Origin of the sequence: Streptomyces sp. NBC_01217 (assembly GCF_035994185.1) — a bacterium.
GTDB lineage: Bacteria > Actinomycetota > Actinomycetes > Streptomycetales > Streptomycetaceae > Streptomyces.
On sequence record NZ_CP108538.1, the window covers coordinates 5,774,108 to 5,785,276 of the forward strand.

At 70.9% G+C, this 11,169-nt stretch carries 12 protein-coding genes; 8 read left to right on the plus strand and 4 right to left on the minus strand.

The features are described 5' to 3' along the window. Positions 1-6: 6 nt before the first annotated feature. Together OG507_RS25985 and OG507_RS25990 are read right to left on the minus strand one after the other, a co-directional pair. Positions 7-582 carry a hypothetical protein gene (locus tag OG507_RS25985; RefSeq protein WP_327372091.1) on the minus strand — a complete coding sequence of 192 codons (576 nt, stop codon included), beginning with the start codon at positions 580-582 and terminating at the stop codon, positions 7-9. An 89-nt stretch (positions 583-671) separates the two neighbouring features. Then, positions 672-2,666, minus strand: coding sequence for a hypothetical protein (locus tag OG507_RS25990; RefSeq protein WP_327369581.1), 1,995 nt, complete (start codon positions 2,664-2,666; stop codon positions 672-674). A 167-nt stretch (positions 2,667-2,833) separates the two neighbouring features. On the opposite strand from OG507_RS25990, the gene OG507_RS25995 reads away from it, so the two are divergent. Genes OG507_RS25995 through OG507_RS26005 form a run of 3 tightly spaced genes read left to right on the plus strand, consistent with a single transcriptional unit; the run spans position 2,834 to position 5,560 of the window. Then, on the plus strand, positions 2,834-4,117 hold the full coding sequence (locus OG507_RS25995; protein ID WP_327369582.1) for a glycosyltransferase family 39 protein: 1,284 nt from the start codon (positions 2,834-2,836) through the stop codon (positions 4,115-4,117). A 28-nt stretch (positions 4,118-4,145) separates the two neighbouring features. Continuing rightward, positions 4,146-4,274 carry a hypothetical protein gene (locus OG507_RS26000; protein WP_327369583.1) on the plus strand — a complete coding sequence of 43 codons (129 nt, stop codon included), beginning with the start codon at positions 4,146-4,148 and terminating at the stop codon, positions 4,272-4,274. Continuing rightward, a complete protein-coding gene (locus OG507_RS26005) occupies positions 4,271-5,560 on the plus strand; it encodes an amidohydrolase (protein WP_327369584.1) in 1,290 nt (429 codons plus the stop codon). Before OG507_RS26000 ends, OG507_RS26005 begins: the two co-directional genes overlap by 4 nt. A gap of 71 nt (positions 5,561-5,631) precedes the next feature. Here the strand turns inward: OG507_RS26005 and OG507_RS26010 are convergent, their stop codons facing one another. Next, the gene (locus OG507_RS26010; protein WP_327369585.1) at positions 5,632-6,015 is read right to left on the minus strand and encodes a DUF192 domain-containing protein; all 384 of its coding nucleotides are present in this window, start codon (positions 6,013-6,015) and stop codon (positions 5,632-5,634) included. A gap of 112 nt (positions 6,016-6,127) precedes the next feature. Here OG507_RS26010 and OG507_RS26015 point away from each other — a divergent pair, with 112 nt between their 5' ends. The 4 genes from OG507_RS26015 to OG507_RS26030 all read left to right on the plus strand — a co-directional run bounded on the left by OG507_RS26015 (position 6,128) and on the right by OG507_RS26030 (position 8,927). After that, positions 6,128-6,931 (plus strand): A24 family peptidase, encoded by an 804-nt coding sequence (locus tag OG507_RS26015; RefSeq protein WP_327372092.1) that lies wholly within the window; start codon positions 6,128-6,130, stop codon positions 6,929-6,931. Positions 6,932-6,981: 50 nt separating this feature from the next. Next, on the plus strand, positions 6,982-7,818 hold the full coding sequence (locus OG507_RS26020) for a class I SAM-dependent methyltransferase (RefSeq protein ID WP_327369586.1): 837 nt from the start codon (positions 6,982-6,984) through the stop codon (positions 7,816-7,818). Between the two features lie 67 nt (positions 7,819-7,885). Next, the gene (locus OG507_RS26025) at positions 7,886-8,344 is read left to right on the plus strand and encodes a hypothetical protein (RefSeq protein WP_327369587.1); all 459 of its coding nucleotides are present in this window, start codon (positions 7,886-7,888) and stop codon (positions 8,342-8,344) included. A 43-nt stretch (positions 8,345-8,387) separates the two neighbouring features. After that, a complete protein-coding gene (locus OG507_RS26030) occupies positions 8,388-8,927 on the plus strand; it encodes a hypothetical protein (RefSeq protein ID WP_327369588.1) in 540 nt (179 codons plus the stop codon). A 167-nt stretch (positions 8,928-9,094) separates the two neighbouring features. Here the strand turns inward: OG507_RS26030 and mgrA are convergent, their stop codons facing one another. Continuing rightward, positions 9,095-10,135 carry an L-glyceraldehyde 3-phosphate reductase gene (mgrA, locus tag OG507_RS26035; RefSeq protein ID WP_327369589.1) on the minus strand — a complete coding sequence of 347 codons (1,041 nt, stop codon included), beginning with the start codon at positions 10,133-10,135 and terminating at the stop codon, positions 9,095-9,097. Between the two features lie 199 nt (positions 10,136-10,334). On the opposite strand from mgrA, the gene OG507_RS26040 reads away from it, so the two are divergent. Beyond that, positions 10,335-11,096: an isoprenyl transferase gene (locus OG507_RS26040; protein ID WP_327369590.1), complete on the plus strand. Its 762-nt coding sequence runs from the start codon at positions 10,335-10,337 to the stop codon at positions 11,094-11,096. The last annotated feature ends 73 nt before the right edge of the window (positions 11,097-11,169 follow it).

An 11,169-nucleotide genomic window follows, 5' to 3' on the forward strand; every position in this document is an offset into this window, starting at 1 on the left:
GATCCGCTACTTGACCGTGATCGACTCGACGAACGCGTCGAGATCCTGCCGGCTCAGCGAGCCCTTCACCGCATTGATCCGGACCGCGAACGGCACGTCTTTCGAATCGACGCCCGCCACCACGACGCCCGTCATCCGGGTGCCCGGCGCCGGGGTCTGCTCCTTGCCGCTCGACGTGAACTCGTAGTCGATCCTGCGCGCGTCACGGGCACTCTCCGCGCCCGCGAGCCGCACGTCCGAGGTCTCCTTGCGGGTCGCCCCGAGACCGATGCCCGCGCCCGCGGCGGCCGCCGCCTCACCGGCATCGTCCACGCCCGTCGCGAAGTCGAGCTGCACGGACACCATGCCGGTGCGCAGCCCGCCCTCCTCCTTCAGCGCGACAGCGGCGTTGGCCTCTGCGCGCCCGGCCGCGGGCTGTTCCTTGTAGCCCTTGTCCTCCGGGTAGCCGACGGAGAGGCTCTTGGTGTCGAGCTTGCCCCAGCCCTCCGGGACCGTTGCGGCATCGTCGCCGCCGCAGCCGGTGAGCAGGGCGAGGCCGATGGCGGCGGCAGCAGCTGCTCCGACCGCCCGGGACATCTTCATCGTCGTCATCGCCCATCGCCTCGTCGTCGTGCCTGCCTGCCTGCCGCGCACCGTAGCCGTACCCCGTTCGCCGTACCCCGATGTACGCACTACTTCGCGCAGTAGCTGTAGGGGAGGTACGAGCGCTTGTCGCCCTGCGGAGCACCGAGGAACTGCGCGTCCGTCAGTGTCTCCTTCTTGTGCTCGTCCGAGATGGAGAATCCGAGACTCATGCCGAGCGAGACCTCGAAGCCGAACTCCTGGGCGTCCGTCTCGCCGTGGTACTGCATGGTGCTCGACAGGCCGTCCTGGAACATCATCCGGTCGAAGGGGTCTGTTCCGTCAGGCTTCTGCTGCAGCGACTTGTCGCCGAACATGTACTCGAACGGTGCGGTGTTGTTGCCGCTGCCGTCCAGCCAGTTCTCGGCGATCGCCCGCTTGTCCTCGGTGGCCCTGTCGGTGTCCTTGCCGAAGACGATCGAGTTCGTCTGGACCTCGATGCCGGTGTCGCCGGACGAGTCCGTGACGCTGCCCTTGCCGCCGCGCTTGTCGCCGTCCTTCTTGCCGTTGTCGCCCTTGGCCTCGCCCTTGTCGGACGTCGAGCCGGTCTCGACCGTCTTCGTCATGTCGATGCGGACGATCTTGCCGGTCTTCTGGTCACGGGTGACGGTGATCGCCCCGGTGCGGGTGTCCTTCGCGCCGGCCGTGCCGGTGAGCGGGCCCGTCGTGCCGCTGACCTTGCCCTCCAGTTCGAGCTTGGCGGTGTACGTGTACGACTCGTTGCCGTTCACGTCGTCCTTGGTGATGGTCACATCGGGGGAGAACTTGGCCTTGCCGCCCAGCTTGGCACCGAGCGCGGACTCGTCGGCCGCGCTGATGGAGAGCCCGCCGTCGGCGTACACGTTGAGACCGATGGTCGAGTAGGAGATCTTCTTGTCGCCGATCTTCTTCTCGACGTCCTCCTTCTTCTCGGCCCACTTCATGCCCGAGTACCAGCCGCCGCCGTAGCCGCCGCTGTACTTGGTGGAGGTCTCCCACATCTTCATTTCCTCGATGTCGTCCCGCATCTTCCTGGCGTCCTCCTCGCTCCTGAAGACCCAGGTGTCACCGTTGGTGATCTTGATGCCGCCGCCGACGTCCACATCGGCCTTGCCCAGCTTGCCCAGTTTGACGCCGGGGGTGCTGGCGGTGGCGCCGGCCGATGCGGCGTCCGTGAACGTCATGTAGACCAGCTTGTCGTTCTCGTCGACCTTGCCGTCCTCGTTCACATCCGTCTTGGCCTGGCTGACCTTCTGCTGGAAGCCGTACTCGTTGCCCCACTCGAACCAGCCGATCTTGACCTTGTCGCCGACGGTGTCGGAGATGCTGGAGACCTGGCACAGTTTGGGTTCGTAGTCGGCGTCCGTCCTCGGCTTCGCGGTGGTGTCCCCGCCGCCGGAGGAACAGCTGCCACCGCCACCCATCGAGCTGATCGCACAGCGGATGCGTTCCCCGATCTGCCCGCCGACCCCCGCCATGGCCATCGCGCCGATCAGCGTGACGACGAGGACGACGACCCCGAGGTACTCCAGGGCGGTGGCTCCGCCGTCCCGCCAGGAGTACGGGTACGGCGGGGTGGCCGACCGTTCGTCGCGGTCGTCCAGCAGCCGGTCGACGGCCAGCCCCACGGCCGAACCGGTCACCAGCGCCACGATCGGCATCAGCGTGCCCTCGAAGCCCACGAGATGCCAGGACACGGCGAATCCGTAGACGAGGGCGGCCAGCGGGATGCCGAGCGAGGCGAGCAGTGTCAGCAGGCGTGACCCGCGCTGCTCGTCGGGCAGGACCCGGGCCGAGGCCAGGACCGTGAGGACGGTCGTGATGACGTTCGGTACGTGGAGCAGGGCCAGGCGCCAGCCGAAGGACGTGAGCCGTTCGTCGGTGGCGAGCAGCTCGACGAGCCCGCGCGACACCAGATATCCGGCGGCGATGTAGACCAGGGCACCGGCCGCCCAGCTACGGGTCAGCGCGAAGAACACGCCCCCGCTCGCGCCGGAGCCACCACCCCCGCTCCCCGGTGGTATGTGGCCCGCGCCCCCGCTTCCCCAGCCCCCGCCACCAGCCACGATTCTTCCTCTCCGACGCCCACGTGCCATGCCTGCGCCCGCGGTCCCGGACGCGGGTGTGGCCGTGAGCGTACGGCTGTACGAGCCGGGTGACCTGGGCCCTCGGCCCCAAAGTCGGGCCCAACGACCGCGAGGACGATCCGGGACGAGCAGAGATAATCGGCAGCATGTCCGACGACGATCCGGCCGCCCAGGCCACCGCCCCCGCACAGCGGCTCGTGCGGCAGCGCAGCCACCGAACGCCGCCGCAAGCGCCTCCGCGAGCGCGGCGGCCGAAGTCGCCGCGGCCTCCCGCCCGCGGCCGCCTCGCCACGGCCCTCGCGGCGGCGGCACCGGCCCTCGGGGCGTACGCGGCCGTGCGCCTGATCGGACTCGCCGTCTTCGCCGCCGCAGCGTCCGGCGCCGGGAAGAGCGCCTTCCACCTCCTCGCCGAGCGCTGGGACTCCGTCTGGTACCAGCGGATCGCCGAGAACGGCTACGGCCACACCGTCACCCTGCCGAACGGCGGCATCCACTCCGACCTGGCCTTCTTCCCCCTGCTGCCCGCCCTGGAGCGTGGCATCGCCGAGCTGACCCCGCTCTCCCTCGCGGGCGCCGGACTGCTGGTCGCCTGGGTCGCCGCGCTCCTCGCCGCCTGGGGGATCTTCGCCGTCGGGGCGCGACTGTACGGGCGCCGGGCCGGGGTGGTGCTGGCCGCGCTGTGGGGCGTGTACCCGACGGCGTTCGTCCAGTCGATGGCGTACACCGAGACCCTGTTCACCGCGTTCGCCGCCTGGGCGCTGTACGCCGTGCTGACCCGGCGCTGGATCGTGGCGGGCGCCCTGTGCGTACTCGCCGGACTGACCAGGCCCTCCGCGGCGGCCCTCGTCGCCGCCCTCGCGATCACCGCCGCGGTCACGCTCGTACGGGAGTACCGGGCCGCGCGGACCGAAGGCACCGGCACCGGCGCAGGCAGCCGCATCCTCCGCCGCAATGCGCGGATGCTGATCGGCACGGCCGTCGCGCCGCTGGGCTGGCTCGCGTACGTGGTGTTCGTCGCCGTACGCGAGGGCAGCCCGTTCGCGTACTTCGACGTCCAGGCGCAGTGGGGCAACAGCATCGACGGGGGTGTGGCGCTCGCCTCGTTCATCCTCGGGCTGCCGCTGCCCGGCGCGCTCGGGCTGTGCGCGGCGCTGGCGGGCCTGGGCTGGGCGGTGTTCCTGTGTGTACGGCAGCGCCAACCGCTGCCCGTACTCGCCTACTGCATCGCCGTCGTCGTCATCGCGCTGATCGGCTCCGGATACTTCGGGTCGAGGCCACGGCTGATGATGCCCGCGTTCCCGCTGCTCCTCCCGCCCGCCGTCGCGCTGCTGCGGCTGCGCACGACGGCCCGCATGACGGTCGTCGGAGTGCTCGCGGTGGCTTCGGCGGCGTACGGGGCATGGACGCTGCTCGGCTCCGGCCCGCCGTAAAGGCCGTACGAGGCCGAAGGAGCCAGTCGTGCTCGCCGACACCTTCTCCTTTCGAGCCGCCTTCGCTTTCCTTGTGCAGGGCGCGGTCATTGCCGCGACCATGGCTGTTGCCACACCGCAGGACACCAGGACCCTCCTCGCACAGGAGCATTCATGACTGCCTCGGTTCCCTCGCTGCTGTCCGGACTGAACGACCGACTGCCGGACCTGCGCGCTCTGTACAAGGATCTGCACGCCAACCCCGAGCTGTCCTTCCAGGAGTTCCGTACGGCGGGGATCGTCGCCACCCGGCTGCGGGAGCAGGGCTGGGACGTCACCGAAGGAGTCGGCGCGACCGGCGTGGTCGGCGTCCTCACCGAGGGCGAAGGACCCGTGGTGCTGCTCCGCGCCGACATGGACGCGCTGCCCGTGAAGGAGGAGACGGGACTTCCGTACGCCTCCACACGGACCGGTGTGGACGCGGAGGGCGACGAGGTCCCGGTGATGCACGCCTGCGGCCACGACATGCACGTCACCTGCCTGCTCGGCGCCACCGCGCTGCTGGCCGCCAACCGGCACGCCTGGCGCGGCACCGTCGTCGCGGTGTTCCAGCCCGCCGAGGAGACCGGCGGGGCCCCCGCCGTGATCGACGACGGCTTCCTGGAGCGCTTCCCGCGCGCCGGGATCTGCCTGGGCCAGCATGTGGGGCCCCTACCCGTGGGGTTCGTCGTCACCCGGGGCGGTCCGATGATGGCCGCGTCCGACAGCCTGCGGGTGCGGCTGTACGGGCGGGGCGGGCACGGGTCGATGCCCGAGACGACCGTCGACCCCGTCGTGATGGCCGCCGCGATCGTGATGCGGCTGCAGACGGTGGTCTCCCGCGAAGTGGGGGCGGGACAGCAGGCGGTGGTGACCGTGGGCTCGATCCACAGCGGTGCCAAGGAGAACATCATCCCGGACACGGCCGACCTCAGGATCAACATCCGCAGCACTACTCCCGTCGTACGGGAACGGGTCCTGGAGGCCGTCAAGCGGATCGTCCGCGCCGAGGCCGCCGCCTCCGGCGCCCCGAAGGAACCCGAGATCACGGACTTCAACTGCTTCCCCGTGACCGTCAACGACCACGAGGCCACCGCCACCGTCCAGGCCGCGCTGACCCGGGCCCTGGGGGAGGGGCACGTCTTCACCCTGCCCCGGACGCACACCGGCAGCGAGGACTTCGGCACCTTCGGCACCGCACTCCAAGCGCCCTCGGTCTTCTGGCACTTCGGCGGCGCCGACCCGGCCGCGTTCAAGGGCATCGACCCCGAGGAGCTGCTGGAGAACGGCATCCCCGCCGAGATCCCCGTCAACCACTCCTCGCTGTTCGCTCCGGTCATCGACCCGACCGTCGAGATCGGCGTGACCTCGCTGCTGGCGGCCGCAGCGCAGTGGCTCATGGCCGGTGCCGACACCGCCCGATGACCCGGCCCGGCAACTGCACCCGGACGGCTGGTACGAGATGGCGCACCACCGGCCACGCCACCGTCCACACCTCAGTCCCGGCCGTCCTGCGCCGGGACGATCCGCACCCGCGCCCCCGGCCGCAGCCCCCACTTCTCCATCGCCCCGGCCTCCGACTCGACCACATGACGGGCCCGCAGCCGCGGCATCCCGAGCCGGCCCGGCTTCATCGTGCGGACGGCGACCACGTTGAACTTCCGGTCCAGGTACGCCACATCGATGGTGAACCGCATCCTGAAGGTGTGCACACTCCCGCACGGGGTGATCAGCAGCGCGCCGTCGATCCCGTCCTGCCCGAGCAGCCCGCGGCTCCTGGCCCGGTACGTGGCCGCGATCCGCAGCGGTATCTCCGGCTCCTGCCCTCCCTGTGGATCGGTGACCGTCAACGTCCCATTCCCATTGCGCCATTGAGCCATGGCCAAGAAGGTAGCGCCCGGTGAGGGACGCTGGGTCCGCAACGGCGCGCAGTGGGCCCCAGGACCCATGACCCGTGCGGGGCGTGCGCCTAAGGTCTGCTCCGTGTACGCCATGCTGACAGTGCTCGCCGCACTCTGGGGCGCAGCGGCCGGACTGCTGGTCCCGCGCGCCGCCTACCGGTTCTCCGTCGAGCCGGAGGAGGCCTGGCGGGACACCTGCCCCGCGGGCCACGCCCTGACCGGTGCCGGGCGCGGCTGGCTCGGCTCCACGCGGTGCGCGAAGTGCGCGGCGGCGGTGCCGGCACCGGCCGCTCCGGGCGCCGGGCCGGGGGACGGGCGCGTGGGGGACAGGAGCGCGGGGGAGGACGGCCCGCGCTACGCCCCCGGCGTCCTCGTCCCCGTCGTCACCGCGCTCGCGTGCGCCGCCCTCGCGGCAGCGACCGGACTCCGTCCCGAGCTCGCGGCCTGGCTGCTGCTGGCCCCCGTCGGCGTACTTCTCGCCACCATCGACCGCCGGGTCCACCGCCTGCCCGACCGGCTGACCCTGCCCGCCGCAGGGGCGGTCGCCGTACTCCTGGGGGCCGCGGCGCTGCTACCCGAGCACAGCGGATCCTGGCTGTCCGCCCTGCTCGGCGGGGCCGCCCTGGGCGCCTTCTACCTCCTGCTCTTTCTCATCAACCCGAACGGAATGGGCTTCGGGGACGTCAAGCTCGCCCTGTCGCTGGGCATCGCCCTCGGCTGGTACGGCTGGGCGGTGGTGTTCGCCGGAGGCTTCGCCGGGTTCCTGCTCGGAGCGGTGTACGGATTCGGGCTGATGGTCCTGAAACGGGCCGGGCGCAAGACGGGCATCCCGTTCGGCCCCTTCATGATCACGGGCGCGCTGCTGGGCGTACTGCTCGGCGGACTGGCCGCCTGACCCCCCGTAATACGTTCGCGTCGGCCACTCCCGGCTGCCACCATCCCGGCATGACAGGAGCACCGGAACACGCAGCAGCCGAACGCGCCCGCTTCGACGCCCTCGTCGCGGAGGCCGCCGCCGTCTCCGTCGACGGCTGGGACTTCTCCTGGCTCGACGGCCGGGCCACCGAACAGCGCCCCTCCTGGGGCTACGCCCGCGCCATGGCGGACCGGATGGGCCGCGCCAGGGCCGCGCTCGACATCCAGACCGGCGGAGGTGAGGTCCTCGCCTCCGTACCGAAGCTGCCGCCGCTCACCGTCGCCACCGAGTCCTGGCCGCCGAACATCGCCCGTGCCACCGCCCTCCTGCACCCTCTCGGCGTGGCCGTGGTCGCCGACGCGGACGAGCCGCCCCTGCCGTTCGGGGACGACGCCTTCGACCTGGTGGTCAGCAGGCATCCGGTGAGCACCTGGTGGGCCGAGATCGCGCGGGTGCTCACCCCCGGGGGCACGTACTTCTCGCAACAGGTCGGCCCGGCCAGCGTGTTCGAGCTCGTCGAGTACTTCCTCGGCCCGCAGCCGCCCGAGGCGCGCGGCGCCCGCGACCCGGAGAAGGCCCGGGCCGGGGCAGAGGCCGCCGGGCTCGAAGTCGTCGGTCTGCGCACGGAGATGCTGCGTACCGAGTTCTTCGACATCGGCGCCGTCGTCTACTTCCTGCGGAAGGTCATCTGGATGGTGCCGGGCTTCACCGTCGAGGAGTACCTGCCGCAACTGGCCGCGCTGCACCACCGGATCGAGACCCGGGGCCCGTTCGTCGCCCACACCACCCGATTCCTGATCGAGGCCCGCAAACCCGAGGCCCGCAGACCGGAGGCCCGCCAACCGGAGCCCGACGAACCGGAGTAGGCCGTACCCCCTGCTTTCGCTCGAAGGATGCGACCCTGGACGGTGAGCGCACGGGAGGGAACCAGCCATGAGGGTGGGGAACGAAGAGGAAGCACCGCGCACCCCGCGGCAGGGGAGGGCCGACTGGCTCAGCGGTGCACGGATCGTCGGAGTGCTGGGTGTCTTCTACCGGCCCGAGGGGCGGATGGGCGAGCCGGAAGCCGTTGAATTCCTGCTGGCCGACGGTCAGTCGGTGCTCCTGACCTGCGCCTCCGACCGGACCCTGCACGTCGGCCCCGGAGCGTGGCCGCGACTGCCCGAATGGTGCGTACCGTCGGGACAGTGGGAGTTCACCGCCCTGTCGAACCTGCCGCAGCCACCCGACGGCGGCTGGAACGTCACTGGCACCGAGGAACGCAGGGACGAGCGGGGCGAGGTGCACGAGGCGGTCATCCGGTGCGAGGGCGGAAGCTTCGTGGTCATCGGCGGCGACACCCTGGCGATCCGCTTCACCCGCGGCCACCGGCGCGCACCGGCGAGAGGCTGATACCCGCCCCGTCCGGGCCGGGTCCTTGACCCATACTCGGCGCATGACCTCTGCGAGACGTACGGCCAAGCCTCTCGCCACCGCGGCGCTGCTCGTCCTGACCCCCGCTCTCGCTCTCGCCCTGGGCGGCTGCGGTACGGAGCGGCCCGGGAGCGCCGGACCCGGCGCCGGGAGCAGCCCGCCGCCCGCGGGCGCCTCCCCCTACAGCGAACCGGACGCCGGGGACGGCGCACCGCACTACCGGGAGAACCACGCCTTCCAGTCCACCGCCGAGCTGTCCCCTGCCGACCGGGCCAGGGGGGATGCCGAGGTGAAGAAGGTCAAGTCGGGCCTGGCCGGGATCGCGGAGGGCCGCAAGAGCACCGAGTCCCGGCTCCACGAGGCACTCGCCGGTCTGGGATACGCCCCCGAGACCATCACCACCGGCACCTTCGGCCCCCACCGCAACACCTTCATCGTCGAACTCGGCGCGATCTGTGTGGAGGGGGCGCTGGACGGCATGGTCAACGGGCTCGTCACGGCCGAGGCGCACGGCCGGTACATGGAGGGAACCGGCTGTGTGAAGCCGCGCGGCGGCCACTGACCCCTCCCGGATGCCGTGCCCGTACCGGAGTCCGGTGAATCCGGAGAGTAATTATGGAGTGGCGTGGCACCCAGCATCACTTACGAAGGGTTATGGTGGAAACCCCCCCTCGGGCCGGTCCGTATCCCCCCCCCACGGACCGGCCCGTTTTTTGTGTCCGCCCGGGGTCAGCTCCGCCCGGCCCAGATATTGGTGCCCGCGGTGTCCACGGCGAAGGTGTCGATCTCCTTCAACTCCTCGGCGGACAGCGGGGCTCCGGCGAGTGCCGCGATGTTCTCCTCCAGCTGCTTCACGCTGGAGGCGCCGATCAGCGCAGACGTCATCCGGCTGTCCCGCAGCACCCAGTTGAGTGCCAGCTGGGCGAGCGACTGGCCGCGCCGCTGGGCGATGTCGTTCAGCCCGTTCAGCCGGCGCAGCACCTCGTCGGAGAGCAGGCCCGGGTCCAGGGACTTGCCCTGGGTGGCGCGCGAGCCCTCCGGGATGCCGGTCAGGTACTTGTTCGTGAGCAGCCCCTGGGCGAGCGGCACGAAGGAGATGCAGCCCATTCCGGCCGTCTCCAGGGTGTCGAGCAGCCCGTCGTCCTCGATCCAGCGGTTGATCATCGAGTAGGACGGCTGGTGGATCAGGGCCGGTACACCCATCTCCTTGAGCAGCCGGGCCGCCTCGGCGGTCTGCTCCGCGTTGTACGAGGACACACCCACGTACAGCGCCTTGCCCTGCTGCACGGCGGAGGCCAGCGCCCCCATCGTCTCCTCCAGCGGAGTGTCCGGGTCGAAGCGGTGGGAGTAGAAGATGTCGACGTAGTCGAGCCCCATCCGCTTCAGCGAGGCGTCCAGCGAGGACAGCAGGTACTTGCGGGAGCCCCACTCGCCGTACGGGCCGGGGTGCATGTCGTAGCCGGCCTTGGTGGAGATGATCAGCTCGTCCCGGTACGGGGCGAAGTCCTGCCGGAACATCTTGCCGAAGTTGAGCTCGGCGGAGCCGGGCGGCGGGCCGTAGTTGTTGGCCAGGTCGAAGTGGGTCACCCCGAGGTCGAAGGCGCGGCGCAGGATCGCCCGCTGGGAGTCCAACGTGCGGTCGTCGCCGAAGTTGTGCCAGAGGCCGAGGGAGACGGCCGGGAGCTTGAGACCGCTGCGGCCGGTGCGGCGGTACTCCATGGAGTCGTAGCGCGAACCGGCGGCCCGGTAGTACAGAGAAGAATCAGTCACGTTTCCCTGCTTATCACGGACTTGTGACAGGCCGGGTTGGGCCGGTGCCCCGCCCGAGCAGTAATGTGGCGGCTCCGGGGACTGCCACGGCACGGCGGGGCGATGGACTCTGCGGAGTAGTGCGGCGATTCCCAGGGGGACGCCCCCAGGCCCGGGCCATGGGGCGGGCGGGCCCGCACGGAACCGAGAGGTGAACTCAGTGAACTTGCGCGACCTGGTGTACGGGCTCTACGCACGCCGGGTGGAGGCCCGCCTCGACCACGCCCAGGTGCCCAAGCACATCGGCGTCATCCTCGACGGCAACCGACGCTGGGCGAAGGCGTCCGGCGGCACGGCCGCGCAGGGGCACCAGGCCGGTGCGGACAAGATCCAGGAGCTGCTCGGCTGGTGCAGTGAGACCGATGTGGAAGTCGTCACACTCTGGCTCCTGTCCACGGACAACTTCGACCGGCCCGAGTCCGAGCTGACACCGCTCCTCGGCATCATCGAGAACACCGTGCGCGACCTCGCGGCGGACGGGCGCTGGCGGGTCCACCATGTCGGCACGCTCGACCTGCTGCCCGCCCGCACCCAGACGGTCCTCAAGGAGGCCGAGCAGGCCACGGTCGGCATCGACGGGATACTGGTCAATGTCGCCGTCGGCTACGGCGGGCGCCAGGAGATCGCGGACGCGGTCCGCTCGCTGCTGCTGGACCACTCCGCCAAGGGGACGTCCTTCGAGGACCTGGCGGAGATCGTCTCCACCGACCTGATCTCCGAGCACCTCTACACCCGGGGCCAGCCCGACCCGGACCTGGTGATCCGCACCAGCGGCGAGCAGCGGTTGTCCGGCTTCATGCTCTGGCAGAGCGCGCACTCGGAGTACTACTTCTGCGAAGTCTTCTGGCCGGCGTTCCGCAAGGTCGACTTCCTGCGCGCGCTGCGCGACTACGCCGCCCGGGGCCGCCGCTTCGGCGGCTGACGCCACCACCGGCCGATCCGGGGCGGCATTTCCGGCCCGTCCGGCGTTTGGGGACGGAACCGCCGAGGCGGTG

Coding starts and splice junctions, on each gene's coding strand:
- OG507_RS25985 (WP_327372091.1), bottom strand. CDS start 582: ATGAAGATGTCCCGGGCGGTCGGAGCAGCTGCTGCCGCCGCCATCGGC.
- OG507_RS25995 (WP_327369582.1), top strand. CDS start 2,834: ATGTCCGACGACGATCCGGCCGCCCAGGCCACCGCCCCCGCACAGCGG.
- OG507_RS26005 (WP_327369584.1), top strand. CDS start 4,271: ATGACTGCCTCGGTTCCCTCGCTGCTGTCCGGACTGAACGACCGACTG.
- OG507_RS26010 (WP_327369585.1), bottom strand. CDS start 6,015: ATGGCTCAATGGCGCAATGGGAATGGGACGTTGACGGTCACCGATCCA.
- OG507_RS26015 (WP_327372092.1), top strand. CDS start 6,128: ATGCTGACAGTGCTCGCCGCACTCTGGGGCGCAGCGGCCGGACTGCTG.
- OG507_RS26020 (WP_327369586.1), top strand. CDS start 6,982: ATGACAGGAGCACCGGAACACGCAGCAGCCGAACGCGCCCGCTTCGAC.
- OG507_RS26025 (WP_327369587.1), top strand. CDS start 7,886: ATGAGGGTGGGGAACGAAGAGGAAGCACCGCGCACCCCGCGGCAGGGG.
- OG507_RS26030 (WP_327369588.1), top strand. CDS start 8,388: ATGACCTCTGCGAGACGTACGGCCAAGCCTCTCGCCACCGCGGCGCTG.